Below are 18,349 nucleotides of genomic sequence, written 5' to 3' on the forward strand. Positions count from 1 at the left end.
TTTGCCATGTGCCCGAGAGACTGTCAAAATTTACCGATCCTGATCCCATCGATCAAAGGCCTGGTTTCCGACAAAACCAATTTTTTGCACACCGGATCGTTTGATTATGGCGATGACGTTGTCGAAGCGCTCGTACCGGGTCTGACCGTCTGTGGCAAAATGCAATTGGGGTAAATCCGGGTCGAGCGCGATATCATTCAGACGCGTTTTGAGCTGTGTGTCGGTTATGGCTTCCCCGTCCCAAATTGCTGTGCCGGCAGAATTAAGTCGAAGCATGTGAATGGTTGCGGGTTTGTCTGTCGTTCCCCCGGTCGGTAAATCTATTGAGACCTTGTGGAGCGCGATCGGGATTGAGAGCATCATCATGACCAGCAACACCAGAAGCACATCGATGAGCGGCGTGATGTTGAGTTGAGAAATGGGCTGGCTGGTTAACGCGCTTGGACCTTTGGCCAGAAATTTCAGACTGTGGCGGCGGCGCTGGATGGATGGCATGGCATTTCTCCCCTGATTCAACAAACTCCGTAATTCGTGTTATGATATAACATCATACATATATGATGGCAGATTGCAAGTTGGACTGATTCATCTGCAGGCGCGGCGGGCCAGCAAGAATTTCTTAAGGTCCATTTTGTATATGCGAACACTGATGGGCAGCGGCAATTGCGCATCAAAAACAAAGTTGAGAGCTAACAGGTAGGACCAGATACCATGGACGCGCTGAAAAATACGGACATCGACGAGCCAATGTCGAGCTCGCTAAATACTTATGCTCGCGATGCCAGATTTGACATCAAGCTTGATGCTCCGATGCAGCGAGAAAACGGTGATATCGAGAAGATCTGCATAGAAAATCTCTCGATCTGGGGGCTCCAGGCTACCTGTCCGTTTCCGCCCAAAACTGGCGAAGCAGTCCTGATTACCATTGCAGACCTTGGAGAATTTGAAGGTGTGGTGCGGTGGCAGCGCGACTATCATTTTGGCGTTCACACGTTTGAGAAAATTGACGTTCAGGCAATACCTGCTCCGACAAACTGAATCGATACCACCGACAGGCCAGTTCCCGCATAACCGGAATCAAAATCATTGACTCCATTAGATTAACGATTAAGTTAAATAACGAATCAGTTAATCTAATGGATGGTCATGGAACAATTAGCCCCCTTATTTTCGGCATTGGGCGATCCCACCCGATTTGCGATTGTCGATCGCCTGTTGCGCGAGGGTGAGCTCAGCGCGGGTGAAATCAGCGCAACAGCCCCGATTTCTTCTCCGGCTTTTTCTCGCCATTTAAAGCTGCTCCGCGAAGCCGGGCTGGTTGATCAGCGGGTCGATCGTCAGCGGCGGCTCTATTCCGTGCGTCCCGATGCCGTGCGCCGGATTTCAGCCTGGACAATGAGTCATCGCGAATTTTGGGAATCCAGCTTCGACAGGCTGGAAACTGCTCTGACAAAGCACATTAAAAACCATGGCCGATCTTGAAATGAAGCGGCGTTTTGCTGCGCGACCGGATCGCGTTTTTGCTTTTGTGACACAGACCGAGCATCTGACCAAATGGTGGGGGCCGGAGGGCATTGAGCTGGGAGAACATGATCTTGATCTGTCCCGCCCGGGTTCCTGGGGTTCGGTAATGCATGGAGCCGACGGCAACCAATATAAAGTCACCGGCGAAGTGTACTCGGTCATACAGGACAAGGCGGTCACATTCACCTGGGCCTGGCACGACGAAAATGACGTGCGCGGTGATGAGAGCCAGGTGACGTTTTCAGTCGAGGACGATGGTGATGGCGGAACGGATTTTTTGATGATCCACAGCGGGCTGCCCGATGACGACAGCGCCGATAATCACCAGGGCGGCTGGACGTCCAGCTTTGTGAAGCTTGTCGCCTATGCAGACAGTGTCACTATTTGAGAAATTATTCACAACAGGAGAGAGAAAATGCCAAAATTTATCTTTGCATATCACGGCGGCAGCGCGCCTTCCTCACCGGAAGAGGGTGCCATGGTGATGGAAAAATGGATGGGCTGGCTTGGCGGTATGGGTGACGATGCGGTTGACTTCGGCAATCCGGCAGGCCCTTCCAAAACTGTCTCTGCAACCGGCGTTGCTGATGATGGAGGAGCCAACCCCATTTCCGGCTATTCGCTTGTCACAGCACCCGATATCGATGCGGCGGTGGAAATGGCCAAAGGCTGCCCCGCACTTGACAGTGGCGGCACCGTGGAAGTGGCGGAAGCCATGGATATGTAAACACCTCTTTCTCAATATGTGATCGGCGTGCTGAAAAAGCCGCTTGCGTTATCGCCCGAATTGGCGAAAACTCCGAAGCATGTCGGATGAAATCGAAGCATTGGGAACCGCAATTGAAGGTGGATTGCTTGCGAAAGCCGTGGACGGAGAGCAGGGCGACGCGATTGAAGGTGAGTCAGGAAACTGCCTGAACTGCGAAGCAACGGTCGCTGGAAACTATTGCGGTGCGTGCGGACAACCGCTGCACGTGCATCGCTCGATCGGTGCATTCTGGCACGATATCCTTCATGGCGTCCTGCATTTCGAAGGAAAATTCTGGCGGACCTTGCCTTTGCTGGCCTGGAAACCAGGCGATCTGACCCGGCGTTATATTCACGGGCAACGCGCTCGATTCATTTCGCCAATGGCATTGTTTCTGTTTTCCGTCTTCATGATGTTTGCTGTGTTCTCGTTCCTTGGCGATCCATTTGGAAGCGATGACGGATCTATCGTTGATCAGAGCGTCAATAGCGGGATCGTCACTGAAATGGTGCAAATTGATGAGCAGATAAAAGCAAAGGCGGAACAGGCCTCGGAGGCCTCTGCCGATGACCGGGTCAAGCTCGAGAAAGAGGTTCTGGACCTGAAAAAGGGACGGAACATACTGGCGACAATCACCGGGGAAGACATGCCTTATCCCACGATCAGCCTCGGCGATGGTGATGAACAGATCGGCAATTATACGCCAGAAGAGCTGAATGAATTCGAAACCAGAATGGAAGATATCAAGGACGGAACAGCCCTGACAGAAAACAGCAAGGTGAGCACAGGCTCGCCGTCGGCTGACAAATGGCTGCGGGATGCGTTCAAGAGGGTCAACGCCAATCCGGATCTTCTACTCTACAAGCTACAGGCCAACGGGTATAAATTTGCCTGGCTTCTCATCCCGATTTCGCTGCCCTTTGTGTGGCTGGCAACCATTGGTCGGCGTGGCTATCGTTTTTACGATCATGCCGTTTTCACGACCTATTCCATCAGTTTCATGTCGTTGCTGTTTATTTTCTGTGCCTTGCTGGCAGCTCTGGGTGTTTCGTCCTCGATATGGGCCGGCCTGCTCATGTTTTACCCTCCATTCCACATGTACCGCCAATTGCGGCATGCCTATCGACTGTCGCGGGTGGAAGCGTTTTTCCGGTTGATTGCTCTGCTGGTCTTCACTGTCATCAGCCTGGTTCTGTTTTTTACTATACTGCTTGCACTTGGAATATTGGGATAGAGAAATGACAATCGAAATTGACCGCCGACAGCTTATTGCGCTCGGTACATTTGGTATTGGCGCCATGGGCGTTCCGGCATCGGCCGCAATGTCCAAAGCAAAGGGATTTACCCACGGGGTTGCCAGCGGTGAACCATCGCAAGACTCGGTTCTGCTGTGGACCCGCCATGTCGGCAGCGGTGAAGGCAAACTGACGGTCGAAATCGCACAGCAGGCAGATTTTTCGGATGCAAAAACGGTCGGTGAAGTGGCCACATCTGAAACGCGTGATCATATCGCCAAGTTTGTCGTGTCCGATTTGCAGGCAAATCAATGGTATTTCTACCGGTTTGTTGCGCCTGACGGGAGCAAGTCCGTGACCGGTCGCACCAGGACATTGCCCGAAGGCCCGACTGAAAAGTTCAATCTCGGTGTGTTCGGGTGTTCGAACCTGCCATTTGGGTATTTCAACGCCTATGCGCACGCTGCCGAGCGGGATGATCTCGATCTGATCGTGCATACTGGTGACTATTTGTACGAATATCCTGTCGGCACATATCCGTCGGAAAAAGAAGCATTGCCGGGGCGGAATTTCGATCCGGCCCATGAAATCGTGCAGCTGGCGGATTATCGATTGCGTTATGCGGCCTATCGCAGCGATCCGGATCTGCAACGCATACATCAGGTGTTCCCGATGATAGCGATGTGGGACGATCATGAATTCGCCAATGACGCATATGTGACGGGTGCCCAAAACCATCAGCCGGCAACCGAGGGCGACTGGGAAGTGCGCAAACGGGTGGCCGAGCAAGTCTATCGCGAATGGATGCCGGTTTCGGACAAGTTGAATATGGCGGAGCGCTGGGGCAAATATGAAATTGGAGATCTGGCGACTTTGTTCCTGACCGAAAGCCGGATTGGCGGACGCAGCAAACCGCCTGAGCTGGAGGCAGCACTGAAAGGGCAGGCGGATATGAACGCCGCACTTGTGGCTTTCCGGGATGGGGAATGGCAAGATCCGGAGCGATCTATGCTGGGGGAGGCACAGGAACTGTGGCTCGCATCGGCGATGAAAAAATCGCGTGCGGATGGAAAAAAATGGCAGATCATGGCGCAACAGTGCCTGATGGGTGAACTGAAGCTTCCGCAGGAATCTTCTAACTGGGTTTCGGACAACGCACCCGATTTTGCCAAAGCGAGAATCGCGATAGGGACACTGGCTTCCAGAATAGGACTGCCAATTAATTTCGACAGCTGGGATGGATATCCGGCAGCGCGTCAGCGGCTGCTGTCAGGTGCGCAGGATGCAGATGCCGACCTGATCGTCTTGTCCGGTGATAGCCACAATGGCTGGGCGTTTAATCTGGAAACAGAGGATGGACCTGCAGGCGTTGAATTTGGTGGGCAAAGCGTTACGTCTCCGGGCTTTGAAGCTTATACGCTGGGCGTGGATCCTGTGGTGGTGGCAAACGCCGTCATCGCTGAAAACGACCAGTTGCAATGGGCCGATACTGGAAATCGCGGCTATATGACCGTGTCGCTGACTCCGGAAAAGGCGACTTCAACCTGGCATTTTCTGGACTCGATCCGGACCAAATCCACTCGGATAAAGTCGAGCACAAGCCATAGCGTCATGCGCGGAACCAACCTGATCGGATAATCTTCCGGCAGGATTGTTATTTGTCGCGAATCTCTCGACATTCCTGATAAAGTTGCGCAAAGCAGCGGTTCCGCATAACGAATCTCGGAACCAAGCTAGTCATGTCAGAAGAATTTTACCGCATAAAACGTCTGCCACCATACGTCTTCGCTGAAGTGAACGCGATGAAGGCGGAGGCGCGCGCCCGCGGTGAAGATATTATTGATCTGGGCATGGGCAATCCTGACGGCGCACCGGCGCAGCATGTGATCGACAAACTGTCTGAAGTTGCCAATGATCCAACCGCGCATCGGTATAGTGCATCGAAAGGGATCAAGGGTTTGCGGCTGGCGCAGGCCAATTATTACAAGCGCCGTTTTGACGTTGATCTGGATATCGACCGGGAAGTGGTTGTGACCCTGGGATCAAAAGAGGGCCTTGCCAATCTGGCGCAGGCGATAACCGCTCCAGGTGACGTGGTGCTCGCGCCCAATCCGTCCTATCCGATCCACACATTCGGGTTCATCATCGCGGGAGCCGCGATCCGGTCCATCCCGGCCGCGCCCGGTCCGGATTTCTTCACCCGGCTGGAATATGCGATGAGCTATTCCGTACCCAAACCCTCGGTGCTGGTCATGGGCTATCCAAGCAATCCGACGGCCTATGTCGCAGATCTGGATTTTTATCAGAAGGTTGTAGACTTCGCGCGTGAGCACAAGCTTTGGGTGATCAGTGATCTGGCTTATGCCGAAATTTACTATGGCGACAAGCCAACACCCTCGATGCTCCAGATTGAAGGCGCCAAAGATTGTGTGGTCGAGTTTACCAGCATGTCAAAAACCTATTCGATGCCTGGTTGGCGCATGGGTTTTGCTGTGGGCAACCAAAAACTGATCAGCGCACTGACACGGGTCAAAAGCTATCTTGATTATGGTGCATTCACGCCGATTCAGGTTGCAGCGACTGCGGCGCTCAATGGGCCTCAGGATATTATCGACCAGAACCGGGCGCTCTACAAGAGCCGCCGCGACGTTATGGTCGAAAGCTTCGGCCGCGCCGGTTGGGACATCCCGTCACCCGAGGCCAGCATGTTTGCCTGGGCACCGGTTCCCGAACAGTTTCGTGAACTGGGTTCCATGGAGTTTTCCAAGCGACTGATTGCAGAAGCCGGTGTCGCGGTCGCGCCCGGAACCGGATTCGGAGATGAAGGAGAGGGCTTTGTCCGTCTCGCACTCGTCGAGAACGAGCAGCGCATCCGTCAGGCCGCGCGCAACATCAAGAAGTTCCTGAGCGAAGGCTGAGGCCGGTTCAGGCCGGTTTTCGAACCATCAACACGTCGACCGGTGACCATCCCAGCATTTCGCTGGCGCGGCTGCCAATTGTCGCCTGGACAAAGCCGCCCCGTCCATGAGTGCCCAGCACCAGCAGATCGGCATTGCCGTTATCCAGCCGGGTATAGACAGATTGATGGAGATTGCCCTCGATCAGCTGTGTCGTGATCCGCGCCCGATCGTCCCCGGTCAATTCCAGACCGTCCATGAACTGCTGCATCTCCTTTTCAGCTTCCGCGCGCATCTCCGCTGCGATGCCATCCGATTTGAGCCATGCTTCATAAGCGACATGGAAAGCATGAACGAGTTCAATCCGGGCCGCAGGGAAAAGACGGAGAGCCGTGTGTAGCGCATGGATCGAGAAATCGGAAAAATCTGTGGCAACCAAAATTTGGCGATAGTCCGCGCGGGGCCGCTGCTTGACGATCAAGACCGGTGCAGCTGCATGGTGAACAAGATGATCCACGGCAGTGCCCAGGAAAAAGTCCGAGATATTGTTATGGCGAGCAGCTCCTACGATGATTAGATCGCTTTTGAGCTGCAGCGCTGTTTCGGCGATGATTTTGGGCGGTTTTCCATAATTGATCACCAGATTGCAATCGTCGGCATCTGTTCCGTATGTCTGAACGAGTTGTGCTTCCACTTTTGACAGATCGACTTCTTTTTTTGCGCTGCTGACAAATAATATTGTCCTGTCGGCTTTCCAATCCTTCGCGAGCATCGTGGCGCGTTCAAATGGGCGGTCGCCTCGGGCGGTAAGATCTGTTGCCAGTAAAATTTGCGTGGGCAGTTTCTGATTTGGCATTGAGGGAACTCCTTTTTAGTTAGCTGGTTCTATCCCCCATATTCCCGCGGTTATGGCCAGCGGTCATTGATCTATCACAAGGCTGCGGTCTGTTTGTATCTACGGTTGATGCAAATCTGCCAATTTCGGCCACATTTCCATATTCCGGCAATTCGGGCCCCCTGTTAACCACGTTGAAGCTATTTTCCATTACGAAACTCGGCATGAAGTTGAGGGAATTTGGACAGCGACGCGCGGGTTGTATCGCGCTGCTCCTGGCATTTGTGCTGGGAATGATGCCCAGCCCCTTGTCTGCACGAGATTTTACCCCAAGTTGCAGCAGCTCGAGCGGAACCGTGAAACCGGTGGAAGCAGCAATCGCTGCGGCCGGTTTGTGGGACTGTACAAAGGCCGCAAGCAATCTGGACCGCACCGGTAATCTGGATCACGAACGTCATTTCTATCGCTTTGATCTGAACCCCAGTCAGGACAGTCCAAAATTCATGATCAGCCGCGTGGCGAAATTTCGTTCGCTTGCTGTCGCCGCGATTGGAGACGGGGCTCCGGTGATCGAGAATCACGATTTTACGGATCTAAAAGCGACATATTTCGATCGACAGTTCATCGTGCCATTGCCGCGGATAACACCCGACACACGCTCGATTGTGGTGATGGTCGAAAGGCCAACCCAGCGCAGTACACTGGACTATATGCGGCTGACGGATACGCCGCCGGGAGTGGGTGAGGCCGATCGCAACGCATTGATACTGATCGCATTATGTACCGGCCTGATGCTGATGCCGATGATGTTTGATTTCACCTTTTTTCGGGTACTGCGTAGACCTTTCATCCTTTGGCATGCCGCGCTGGTAGTCGCGATGGCATTGCAGCTGGTGACCACGTCGGGGCTATATCTGACACTGTTTGACGCCAATCTCAATGTCGTACGTGTTATGACAATTGGCAGTTTTTCCGCGATGGTATTTGCAGGCGCCATGTTCAGCACCACCTTTATCGAACCGGGCAAGCTTCCCGAGCGGATTCGTCGCGCAGTTCAAATTGCGTCAGGATCGTTCATGCTGATCTCCATCATCCATATGTTGGGAATTGACGCACTGGGCCAGTTTCCGTCTCTGGCCTTTTATTTCCTCGCGGTCCCGCTGATGTTCCTGTTCGTTTCGATGTTTGCATCGGCGCTGTGGGCCGGAAGCATTGCGGTGCGTTACCTGATTGTCGGATTGGGACCGATTATGCTGGTTGGAGCAATTCGCGCGGTCAGCTTCATCATACCCGGAATGCCGACTGTCGATGCCAATGAGATCTTTCTCCTCGCCACACAGATTGAGGTGCTGGCGACGACGCTGGGTGTAGCCAGTCGCTTCCTCACGCTCAAACTTGAACGGGACAAGGTTCGTGCAGAAAAAAATGTTATGGCAGATCTTGTCGATCATGATCCGCTGACCGGATTGCTCAATCGTCGTGCGATAGAATCCCGTTTTTCGGACTTGCGCGAACAGGGCTTTAACACCTTTGCCGTGCTTGATCTCGACAAGTTCAAGGAGATTAATGACGATTTCGGGCATCAAAAGGGTGACGAAGTTCTCAAGGCCTGCGCATCGGCGCTGACGAACGAAACAAATCGCGATACGATTGCAGTCCGGCTGGGCGGCGAGGAATTTATTTTGATGATCCGCGGACAAATGCCGGTGGAACAGGCCGAAGCATTGCGCAGCGCAATACCGCTGCGGGTCGCGCATTTGGTGCCCGGACTTGACCGTCCGGTGACCGCGAGCATGGGCATTATCGAGATTCCCGAGCGGGATTTCACCGGAATGGGGTTCAATAATCTCTACGCCCGCGCTGACCGGTTGTTGTACGAGGCCAAGGAAACCGGTCGCAACAAATCCATTCACGAACGGCTTGTTTCGTTTGGCGGCAATGGCTCGGAAAGTCAGCCACAAGTCGCCTAGCTTCAATCCGGAATTCGCCATCCCGGGCCTTTTCGGGTGGCTATTGTGTTGTGCACAGAACCAATTATAAAAAACGGAAACAACAGGTCTCGGCTGGTAATGTCTGCGCTTGGGACAAATGGAGAGGTTCCGGTTATGCATATCAAGCGCGCGTTGTCTGTCGTTTCATCCCTGGTTCTATTGTGCGGGACCGCTTCGGCGCAGGAAGCATCCAAAAAGCCGCAGATAACGATGGGCAATGGCGCAGCCAACGCCATCCAGGTTGAGGGCCTGACCCGTGAGAATGGAGCATCGATCGTTTCCGAAGTGCGCGTCGACGGGACAAGCGTTTCAACCCTGCGCGCAAACACGACCGCGATCACCTTTCCCAAAGTCACGATCGAAAAGTCGGGCTGGCTCGTCCTTCACCCGGTCATCGATGGTCGCCCGGATGGTGATATTGTGTCTGGCTATGTATATTTGAACCCTGGCCAGAACGATAATGTCACAATCCGGATACACCACCCCGCGGGTGCCGGTGACAAGTTTCTGGTGATGCTGCACAGCGACGTGGATCAGGACCGCATATTCGATTTTGTCTTTGTCGCAGACGGAATCAATGTGGAAGATACTGCCGTTTTCGAAGGCACCCGCATGATCGCCCATCTGATTGCCTTGCCTGAATAGGCAGTCTGTCTCGTTCGATTTTGCGAAACAGCATAAGGACTGTGCAAATTGATGGATCCTCATAATTGAAAAACCTGGCAGTAATTATCGCCTTCGCGTGCGTGCTATTTCTAAGCGCTTGCACGCCTGCAATGTCTGAAAACAAAGTTGCCCAAACCACTCCTTTGCAATCAAACTTGACCTTGGGGGACAGTTATCTCTCGGACTTTTACCGATATGATGACCCTCTGGAAGCGCCGGGAAAGCTTTTGCGGCAAGAGCGATTGAATGAAAAACAATCCAATCCGGGGGCGGCGCACAATTTCCGACTGCTCTATTCCTCAACAGATGGCATTGACGGAGAGGATTTGCTTCCCGTATCCGGCGCTTTGTTCCTGCCAGTCGGTAAAGCCCCGAGCGACGGGTGGCCGCTAATGGCCTGGACGCATGGTACGGTTGGAATAGCCGATATCTGCGCTCCTTCATGGAACGGACGGCAGCGGCAGGACCGGGATCATATCGAGTTTTGGCTGACGAAAGGCTTTGCTGTCGTTGCTTCGGACTATCAGGGATTGGGCACAGCAGGGACCCATCCGTATCTCGCAACACGTCCTGAAGCCTATAGCAATCTGGATATCATACGAGCAGTGCAGTCCGACCATTTTCCCGTGTCAGACAAGGTCGTGCTATTCGGGCAATCACAAGGAGCGGGCGCGGCTATAGCGACCGCAGCTTACGCGTCCAGTTATGCACCGGATCTCCATATTGTTGGTGCAGTAGCAACCGGTGTGCCATTTTTTTCACCAAAGGCCTTGATCGCATTGCAGGAGTCGAGACCGCCTGATCGGGTCGATCCCATGCTGGCTTATAACATGCTGGCATTGTCGCTGGTGCAGCGGACCGATCCTTCGTTCGTTCTGACTGATTATATGACCAAAGAGGCGCTTCCCATTGCCAGATCCATTGAAAACACCTGTCACAAAGACGTCAGGTCCAAAGTTGCTTCCGAAGAGTTGACTTATGACCGCACTTTTAAAAAATCGCCTTCGGGGCATTTGGCAACCGCTTTTGCGAGAATGGGATATCCGACACTAAAACTGGCGGTTCCAACATTTGTTGGTACCGGCGGCAAAGACAAAGATACACCGCCGCGCATGCAAGCTGCTTTTGCGGCCCGCGCGTGTCAGGCCGGATCGACTATTGTATCAAAACTATATCCCGACCTTGATCATCGGGGTGTTGTTCCTGGATCCACGGCAGACACGTTGCCGTTTGTCAGGGCAGCGTTTTCCGGGAGCGAGATTTCGTCAAACTGCGACAGATTGCCATTTTAGATCGGAGGGCCATGCGCGCGTTTTTCGGGAGAGTGCCCTGATGCGGCAATGCCGGTTATTGCGTCGACAACGGATAAGCTCACCATCACAATCCTCCCTGATTTCCTCTGTCCCCTCCACTGCTTTTCGTGCAAACAGAGCTGGCGACCATGAAGAACATTGAAACGGAACTTCCACACCCATGATTGACCTCTATTTTGCTCCGACGCCCAATGGCTGGAAAATCTCGGTCATGCTCGAGGAATGTGGGCTCGACTACAAGCTCAAATGGATCAATATCGGCGCGGGCGAGCAATTTGAGCCGGAGTTTCTGGCGATCAGCCCGAACAACCGGATACCTGCGATTGTTGATCATGATCCCGCAGATGGCGGCGATCCGGTCAGCGTGTTCGAGACGGGTGCCATCCTGCTCTATCTGGCGGACAAGGCGGAGCAGTTTCTGCCGCATGATTTGCGCGGACAGATTGCGGCGACCGAATGGCTGATGTGGCAGATGGGCGGACTGGGTCCGATGATGGGGCAGCATGGCCATTTCAAACTCTATGCGCCGGAGCGAATTGCCTATGCAACCGAGCGTTATCGAAACGAAGTGCTGCGTCTTTTCGGTGTGATGGAACGGCGTCTTGCGGATCATGACTATCTGGCGGGAGCGGATTACAGCATAGCGGACATGTCCTGTTTTCCGTGGATACAAACCTACAAGCGTCAGGAAATCGCACTGGAAGAATTTCCCTCCGTGAAGCGCTGGTATGAAAATCTCAAGCAACGCGAAGGATTGCGCCGCGGTATGGCGATTGGTCGCGACAAGATTAACCGGAACCCGCAAAATGACGAACAAACGCGAAAGATATTGTTCGGGATAAAGGATGACAAATGACGCAAGTAGAATTTTATTTCGATCTTTCCAGTCCGTGGACGCGGCTGGCTTTCCATAATATCCAGCCGATTATCGCCGACACGGGCGCCGAGATTATCTGGAAACCGTTTCTGGTCGGCGGCGTGTTCAATGCGGTCAATCAAAGCGTCTACGCAGCGCGTGAAAATCCCGACAATCGCAAGTTTGTCCATAGCTTCCGAGTGCTCAAGGACTGGGCAGCCCTGGCGGGCGTAGACATGAACTTTCCGAGCGAACATCATCCAGTCAAATCCGTCCATGCGATGCGGGCCTGTTGTGCGCTCGAAGACGATCAGGCAGCGTTATACAAATTCGCAACCGCTGCGTTCGAGGCTTATTATTCCGATCAGCGCAATCTGGATGATCCGGCCGTGCTGATCGCCATTGCCAACGAGATCGGCATGGATGGCAATGCGCTGGCTGCCAAAACGCAGGAGCAATCCGTGAAGGACAGGCTCCGCGCCAATACTGATGAGGCTATTGAGCGCGGTGCTTATGGTTCGCCTAGCATATTTGTACCTTATGGCGCCAAAGATGAGGGCGGCGAAAGAATGTATTTCGGCAATGACCAGTTGCCGTTGGTTAACCGAGCGATTAAACTGGCACCATAATAATTTCGAATCCAATTCAATCGGAGCAGAACCATGTCAGAACGCGTCACAATTTCCGTCGAAAATCATATTGCCGATGTACGGTTCAACCGTCCTGACAAGATGAATGCCCTCGACCCGGAACAGATTGATGCGATTGTCGAGGCCGGGGAAAAACTGGCGGCAATGGATGGAATTCGCGCTATCGTCCTTTCCGGCGAGGGTCGGGCGTTCTGCGCAGGACTGGATATGGGAAGCTTCGCGGCTTCGGCAGCGGAAGCGACCAAGGCAGATGGTGAGGGGTCTCCGCTCAATAAAACATTGGCCGAGCGGACCTTTGGCAATGCCAATAAATATCAGCATATCGTTTTGCTTTGGCGCAAACTGAAGGCACCCGTCATTGCGGCCGTTCATGGTCCCTGTATTGGCGGGGGACTGCAATTTGCCAGCGCAGCCGACATTCGCGTTGTCGCACCCGATGCCAAAATGTCGATCATGGAAATGCGCTGGGGACTGATCCCCGACATGGGCAGCTACACCACGTGGCGCAGTTTTGTTCGCGATGATATCTTGCGCGAATTGACCTATACGAACCGGATTTTTACCGGTGAGGAAGGCAAGGAACTGGGATTTGTCACACACCTGTCTGATGATCCGCATGCCCGAGCCATGGAAATCGCGACCGAAATTGCGAGCAAGCATCCGCAGGCTGTGCAGCTGGCGAAACAGTTGATCAACGAATTGCCTGACAGGAATGAAGACGAGATTCTGATGATGGAGTCCGAAGGACAGGACAAAGTCAGCCGCACGCCAAATCAGGTTGAAGCGGTGATGGCCTTCATGCAGAAGCGCGCAGCAAATTTCGTCGACTGATCGAGCTTAGTCCCGGTTAATCAGCATTTTCTGAAGTTCTGCTACCACCTCTTTGCGGAGCGGTTTGGCTTCGCCATCGGTCCGGCAGACGATCACGCCATCAGCGGTCGCAATACACTTTCCATATTGGAACATCGCCTGGGAAATAACATAGCTCGACGTGCCGATTCTGCTGACGCCGGAACAGACTGTCACGTCATCGGGATATTGACCCTCGCGCAGATAGTTGATGTTGAGGGCCGCCATCATGCTGCGTTCGTTCTTTGGCCGTTCCGCCCACGGCCGCAGCTCGCGATTGAGCCGGACCCGCGCATTCTCGAACATCGCGGCAAAGGCGACATTGTTGAGATGGCGGTTGGGATCCATGTCCTGAAACCGCGTTGGTGTCAGAAGGGATACGGGATAGTTTGCAGCAACCAGCTGCCAGTTTTCTGGTTTGGCCATGTTCGCTCAGTTCATTTTGGCGACGAGATCTTCTTGCAAACCTCTGCAAATCCAGACGTACAAGGCGCCGGTCAGGATGAATATGCTGACGATGTAAACCATTGCCCAGCGCAGACCTTCAGCGCTTGCAGTGAGACAGGCCTGCGCCTTGGCATCCCCTAGTGATGCAATCAGATCTTCAGCTCTGCCCTTGCAAATGTCGCTTGTCAGTTCGGCGGCAAATTGCGAAGAAGCCAGATCGGCAGACATGAGTATGTCGCTCAATATTCCCATCGCCAGCGGTCCAAGACCATAGCCTATCAGATTGACGACAAAGAGGAACACCGCCACGGCTGTGGCGCGGGAACGGGGGCTCGCGACGCCTTGACAGATCGTATATTGTGCTCCGAGATAACCATAGTGCAGCGTCGCACCGATCAGCAATACGGCAAGCGCGAAGCCCAGATTGTCCGTGGTAAAACCAATCCAGTAAAACGGGACGCAGGCAATCAGCATCCAGCCGGGCAGCCATGCCACGGCATTGGGATATTTCCCGCTCAGCTTCTCGGTCAGATATCCGGTTGCGAACGCACCAAAAGATGCCGCCAGGCCCAGCGGCACAGCGATTTGCGTTGCGGCATCGGCAATCGACATGTCGTGGGCGCGCTGAAAAAACGCGACCTGAAAATTACTGACGGCATAGCCGACAAAAGCCACAAAAGCCGCAGCGATCATATTGAACCAGAATGTCTTTTTGGAAGATAGTTCCGCCATTGTTTCCTTTAGGCTGGCCTTCTCCACTTTCGTGGTTGTCGGCGGATCCGCATAGCCGCGCGGTGGTTCTTTGACCGTAAACAGAAAGAGCAACCCAAAGAAGACGCCGGGAATGCCGAGCGCCAGAAAGGCTTCCCTCCACGAGAACATCTCGGTGATCGGGCCACCAAATCCGTTGGCCAAAACCCCGCCCAGGGTTATGCCCATGGTATAAATGGCTATTGCCCGGGCCCGGCTGCGAGGTGGGAAATAGTCTGAAATGATGGAGTTTGCGGCGGGAGTCAGTCCCGCTTCACCGATGCCGACGCCGACGCGAAACACCAGCAGTGCGATAAAGCTGCCTGCTACCCCGCACAATGCGGTCATCAAGGACCACAGGATGACGCTGACAGCAATGATCCGCACGCGATTCATCCGTTCCGCGAGCCGCGCAATCGGAATTCCCATGATTGTGTACATCAGCGCAAAGCCAAAACCGGAGAGTAGTCCGAACTGCCAGTCCTGCAGTTTGAACTCCTCGATAATGGGTTGCGCTACAACGCCGATCAATATGCGATCGATGAAGTTCAGCGTGTAAAGAAGCATCAGGGAAATTATGACGTAATTGCGATAGCCACTGGTTCCGAAAGCCTCACCCGTGTTGGTAACGGGTGCAGCTGCTGCCTGTGATGCGTTCATGCTTTCTCCTAAGCTCTTTTTTGCGTGATGGCCTGATCGGCGCGAGCTGTCCAGTATTGAATTCACATGGGCGAAGGAACATTATTTACATTAACATCAAACAAGGATAAGTCTCTGACACGTCTTTATTTGAACAATGGAAGCATTGGTCAATTCTGGATTTGAAAATACTAGCATAGTGTTGAGGATTGTCTGTATCGAAACTGGTTTGCAACAAAATGCACATCAGCTTTGATTTTATCAGTCATTGGTTCCGCTACGCGACCCGGCGCACATTCGAACAGGTTCGGGATTGTGCTGTTTGTCGGCTTTTTCCCGAAAAGGGAGTTTGCCGATTTTGGTTGCCTATCTATTTCCGTTTGTTGACCTGCTTCTGAAAGAGTTGCTGCTGTTTGCCAGCATATGTTTCCTCATCGGAGCGCTCGACGAGATTGCATTTGACGGACTGTGGATAGCGCACGTCCTGAAACGGAAATACACGGTCTATTCAAAATATCCGAAAGCCACGGTTGAATCTCTAAATCGCGCAGAAGCGGACGAGCTGCCGGGAGCGCTGGCGATTTTCGTCCCGTCCTGGCAGGAAGCACCGGTCATTGGCGCGATGATAAAGCGGTGTCTGAAGCAATGGGAATATCCGCACTTCCGGATTTACATTGGCTGCTACCCCAATGATCCCGAAACTGTACGTGTCGCTGCGGCGGCTTCTGCTGACACGGAGAAGGTCCGCCTGGTCATATGCCATCAGGATGGTCCGACATCGAAAGCCGATTGTCTGAACCGGCTGTGGCAGGCTCTATGTCAGGATGAAATTTCAGAATCCTTGCGATTCAAAGCCGTCATATTGCAGGATGCCGAAGATCTTGTGCATCCCGGCGCACTGGATCTGTTCGATCATCTCAGCGATCGCGCGTCACTGGTGCAACTGCCGGTGGTTCCTAGGCGGGCGATAAACTCGCGTTGGGTTGCTGGGCACTATGGCGATGAATTTGCAGAATTGCACGGAAAGCAAATGGTGTTGAGGGAAGCTTTGGGTGTTTCACTGCCATCGGCTGGTGTGGGCAGTGCCTTTTCCCGTGATGCCCTGGGCAGGCTCGCCGCAACAACCGGCAGCAAACCATTTGATGCCACCAGTATAACCGAAGATTATGAACTGGGCCTGCATTTAACAGAAGGGCGCGCGCGGGGGATTTTTGCGCGACTGAAGGACGGAAAAGGCGAACTTGTGGCAACCCAGGAGTTTTTCCCGGACAATCTGGAAGATGCGATCCGGCAGAAAAGCAGATGGATTACCGGTATCGCGCTATCTGGTTGGGACCGTTTGGGGTGGAAGCAATGCTGGCGCGAAAACTGGATGCGGATACGTGACAGAAAAGCCTGTTTCGCGGCTTTGGTGCTGGCAATCGGCTACATTGCGGTCGTGCTGACAGGTCTTTTGGAAGCTGCCCGATTGGCAGGTATGTATCAACCGCAGCCGTTCTCCTGGCAACTCAAAATGCTGCTTATTGGCAATGCCGGCTTTCTGGTCTGGCGCCTCGCGCTCAAGGCGTGGTTCGTGTTCCAACTCTATGGACTGGCGGAGGCACTTTTCTCGGTTCCGCGTACCGCTGTTGCCAACTGGATCAACATATTGGCGGCCCGCCGGGCGATTCTTCATTACATGCGCAGTCTGGACGGATCACCGTTGCGCTGGGAAAAAACGCAGCATTTTCATCCCCTGTCTGCGGAAGTTCGGACGTTAAAACGTGTTTCCCCATCCGCTCGCGGCGATGGTTGAACATAGCCGCAATCCCGGCAACGGTGCCCCGCTTCGGATGTTTATGCTCCTCATCGCGTGCTGGCTATTGGGTCGGCTGTTGTGGGAAGGGGCAATGCTCCCGGGCAGCTCTGCTGGCGACGTGGAACACGTAGCGGTGCGGGCTGCCCGATCGCAAAGTGAACTGCGTGATGCCGAACACCAACGCAACGTTCATCCTCTGAAACGCACAAATTTTCGGGTGGACACGCTGCAGGCTGCAGTTCCGGCGAACCGTGTCAGCGTAAAGCGTTTCGAAAGCAGCTGTTGCAGAGCGCAGGATCAGGTGGGCAGCAATATAGCACTTCAACCGGCATCGGCTCGAATGGGTGGAGGCGTAAATCATGACAACCACGCACAGGCTGAGCAATCTGTGCCGTCCACGACACCGCTCTCGCTCGAACCACCATCTCAAATGATTTTGTCGAAGAACAGTCTATCCGAAGACAAGGCGTTGACTGGCTACGCCTGGCTTGTTGCCAGGCAAGGTAGCGGACAATATCCGTCGCTACGGGACCTGGCGGGCTTTCAGCTGCCCGGTCAATCGCCGGGGCAACCCTATGGCGGGAGCCAGGCGGGCGGTCAGCTGGCATTGCGGATCGCGGGGCAATCTGGCCGCAACCTTTCATTGACGGCGCGAATATCGACGGCGCTGGCATCTTCCGGCGAAGAAGAGATCGCGTTGGGTGTAAAAGTAAAGCCGCTGCGACGCATTCCGGTGACGATCCATGCGGAGCAACGTTTCAATCTGGACAGGGCCAGATCTCGCGGTGCAGCCATCTTTGCAGCAGGAGGAACCGGGCCTGATCCGCTGCCTGGAAAACTCACTCTCGAAACCTATGGTCAGGGCGGTTATCTGTTTGGCGATCGGGCAAGCTATTTTTTCGATGCGGCTGCAACGGTTCAGCGCGACGTTGTAAAATCTGATATCGGCCAGGTCACCGCGGGTCCGGGACTTTGGGCCGGAGGTCAGAAGGGCGTGTCCAGAATTGACGTCGGGCCAAGCATGAAGGTCATATTGCCGCTGGGCGAGACTCAGGCCCGTGTTGGGCTGGATTGGCGCCAGCGGGTATCCGGAACTGCGCTTCCGGGTTCGGGGCTGACGGTTTCTGTAAGTGCCGGATTCTAGCTTCGTT

Annotated in this window: 19 protein-coding genes; 15 read left to right on the plus strand and 4 right to left on the minus strand. The window is 53.9% G+C overall.

The genetic code is table 11. The features are described from left to right. Nucleotides 1–30: 30 nt before the first annotated feature. Nucleotides 31–495, minus strand: a complete 465-nt coding sequence (locus tag ABJI30_RS08720) for a biopolymer transporter ExbD (protein ID WP_348015794.1) — start codon at nucleotides 493–495, stop codon at nucleotides 31–33. Between the two features lie 216 nt (nucleotides 496–711). Between ABJI30_RS08720 and ABJI30_RS08725 the strand changes: the two genes are divergently transcribed. From ABJI30_RS08725 to ABJI30_RS08755, 7 genes are all read left to right on the plus strand, one after another. Next, nucleotides 712–1,038: a hypothetical protein gene (locus tag ABJI30_RS08725; RefSeq protein WP_348015795.1), complete on the plus strand. Its 327-nt coding sequence runs from the start codon at nucleotides 712–714 to the stop codon at nucleotides 1,036–1,038. Between the two features lie 108 nt (nucleotides 1,039–1,146). Next, a complete protein-coding gene (locus tag ABJI30_RS08730; RefSeq protein ID WP_348015796.1) occupies nucleotides 1,147–1,482 on the plus strand; it encodes a metalloregulator ArsR/SmtB family transcription factor in 336 nt (111 codons plus the stop codon). Beyond that, nucleotides 1,469–1,912, plus strand: coding sequence for an SRPBCC domain-containing protein (locus tag ABJI30_RS08735; RefSeq protein WP_348015797.1), 444 nt, complete (start codon nucleotides 1,469–1,471; stop codon nucleotides 1,910–1,912). The genes ABJI30_RS08730 and ABJI30_RS08735 overlap by 14 nt, the downstream gene beginning before the upstream one ends. A 27-nt stretch (nucleotides 1,913–1,939) precedes the next feature. Further along, nucleotides 1,940–2,251: a hypothetical protein gene (locus ABJI30_RS08740; protein WP_348015798.1), complete on the plus strand. Its 312-nt coding sequence runs from the start codon at nucleotides 1,940–1,942 to the stop codon at nucleotides 2,249–2,251. A gap of 79 nt (nucleotides 2,252–2,330) precedes the next feature. After that, on the plus strand, nucleotides 2,331–3,506 hold the full coding sequence (locus ABJI30_RS08745) for a DUF3667 domain-containing protein (protein WP_348015799.1): 1,176 nt from the start codon (nucleotides 2,331–2,333) through the stop codon (nucleotides 3,504–3,506). A 4-nt stretch (nucleotides 3,507–3,510) separates the two neighbouring features. Beyond that, nucleotides 3,511–5,145, plus strand: coding sequence for an alkaline phosphatase D family protein (locus tag ABJI30_RS08750; protein WP_348015800.1), 1,635 nt, complete (start codon nucleotides 3,511–3,513; stop codon nucleotides 5,143–5,145). Nucleotides 5,146–5,246: 101 nt separating this feature from the next. Then, nucleotides 5,247–6,425, plus strand: a complete 1,179-nt coding sequence (locus tag ABJI30_RS08755; protein WP_348015801.1) for an LL-diaminopimelate aminotransferase — start codon at nucleotides 5,247–5,249, stop codon at nucleotides 6,423–6,425. 7 nt (nucleotides 6,426–6,432) lie between these two features. Here the strand turns inward: ABJI30_RS08755 and ABJI30_RS08760 are convergent, their stop codons facing one another. Continuing rightward, nucleotides 6,433–7,260, minus strand: a complete 828-nt coding sequence (locus ABJI30_RS08760) for a universal stress protein (RefSeq protein WP_348015802.1) — start codon at nucleotides 7,258–7,260, stop codon at nucleotides 6,433–6,435. A gap of 203 nt (nucleotides 7,261–7,463) precedes the next feature. Between ABJI30_RS08760 and ABJI30_RS08765 the strand changes: the two genes are divergently transcribed. The 6 genes from ABJI30_RS08765 to ABJI30_RS08790 all read left to right on the plus strand — a co-directional run bounded on the left by ABJI30_RS08765 (nucleotide 7,464) and on the right by ABJI30_RS08790 (nucleotide 13,546). After that, entirely contained in the window at nucleotides 7,464–9,209 is a 1,746-nt protein-coding gene (locus ABJI30_RS08765) for a diguanylate cyclase (RefSeq protein ID WP_348015803.1), read from the plus strand. 135 nt (nucleotides 9,210–9,344) lie between these two features. Next, nucleotides 9,345–9,875, plus strand: a complete 531-nt coding sequence (locus ABJI30_RS08770; protein ID WP_348015804.1) for a hypothetical protein — start codon at nucleotides 9,345–9,347, stop codon at nucleotides 9,873–9,875. A gap of 131 nt (nucleotides 9,876–10,006) precedes the next feature. Further along, nucleotides 10,007–11,188 carry an alpha/beta fold hydrolase gene (locus ABJI30_RS08775; protein ID WP_348025357.1) on the plus strand — a complete coding sequence of 394 codons (1,182 nt, stop codon included), beginning with the start codon at nucleotides 10,007–10,009 and terminating at the stop codon, nucleotides 11,186–11,188. A gap of 181 nt (nucleotides 11,189–11,369) precedes the next feature. Beyond that, nucleotides 11,370–12,065 carry a glutathione binding-like protein gene (locus ABJI30_RS08780; RefSeq protein ID WP_348015806.1) on the plus strand — a complete coding sequence of 232 codons (696 nt, stop codon included), beginning with the start codon at nucleotides 11,370–11,372 and terminating at the stop codon, nucleotides 12,063–12,065. Beyond that, on the plus strand, nucleotides 12,062–12,694 hold the full coding sequence (locus ABJI30_RS08785; RefSeq protein ID WP_348015807.1) for a 2-hydroxychromene-2-carboxylate isomerase: 633 nt from the start codon (nucleotides 12,062–12,064) through the stop codon (nucleotides 12,692–12,694). Before ABJI30_RS08780 ends, ABJI30_RS08785 begins: the two co-directional genes overlap by 4 nt. Before the next feature lie 33 nt (nucleotides 12,695–12,727). Continuing rightward, a complete protein-coding gene (locus ABJI30_RS08790; RefSeq protein ID WP_348015808.1) occupies nucleotides 12,728–13,546 on the plus strand; it encodes a crotonase/enoyl-CoA hydratase family protein in 819 nt (272 codons plus the stop codon). 6 nt (nucleotides 13,547–13,552) lie between these two features. Here ABJI30_RS08790 and ABJI30_RS08795 read toward each other — a convergent pair whose 3' ends face one another. Then, the gene (locus ABJI30_RS08795; RefSeq protein ID WP_348015809.1) at nucleotides 13,553–13,990 is read right to left on the minus strand and encodes an acyl-CoA thioesterase; all 438 of its coding nucleotides are present in this window, start codon (nucleotides 13,988–13,990) and stop codon (nucleotides 13,553–13,555) included. A 6-nt stretch (nucleotides 13,991–13,996) separates the two neighbouring features. Continuing rightward, on the minus strand, nucleotides 13,997–15,421 hold the full coding sequence (locus ABJI30_RS08800; protein WP_348015810.1) for an MFS transporter: 1,425 nt from the start codon (nucleotides 15,419–15,421) through the stop codon (nucleotides 13,997–13,999). 337 nt (nucleotides 15,422–15,758) lie between these two features. Here ABJI30_RS08800 and ABJI30_RS08805 point away from each other — a divergent pair, with 337 nt between their 5' ends. Together ABJI30_RS08805 and ABJI30_RS08810 are read left to right on the plus strand one after the other, a co-directional pair. Continuing rightward, nucleotides 15,759–17,195 (plus strand): glycosyl transferase family protein, encoded by a 1,437-nt coding sequence (locus ABJI30_RS08805; protein ID WP_348015811.1) that lies wholly within the window; start codon nucleotides 15,759–15,761, stop codon nucleotides 17,193–17,195. Then, nucleotides 17,164–18,342, plus strand: coding sequence for a hypothetical protein (locus ABJI30_RS08810; RefSeq protein WP_348025488.1), 1,179 nt, complete (start codon nucleotides 17,164–17,166; stop codon nucleotides 18,340–18,342). The genes ABJI30_RS08805 and ABJI30_RS08810 overlap by 32 nt, the downstream gene beginning before the upstream one ends. Nucleotides 18,343–18,349 lie beyond the last annotated feature (7 nt).

Source organism: Parasphingorhabdus sp. (assembly GCF_039968395.1).
Taxonomy (GTDB): Bacteria; Pseudomonadota; Alphaproteobacteria; order Sphingomonadales; family Sphingomonadaceae; genus Parasphingorhabdus.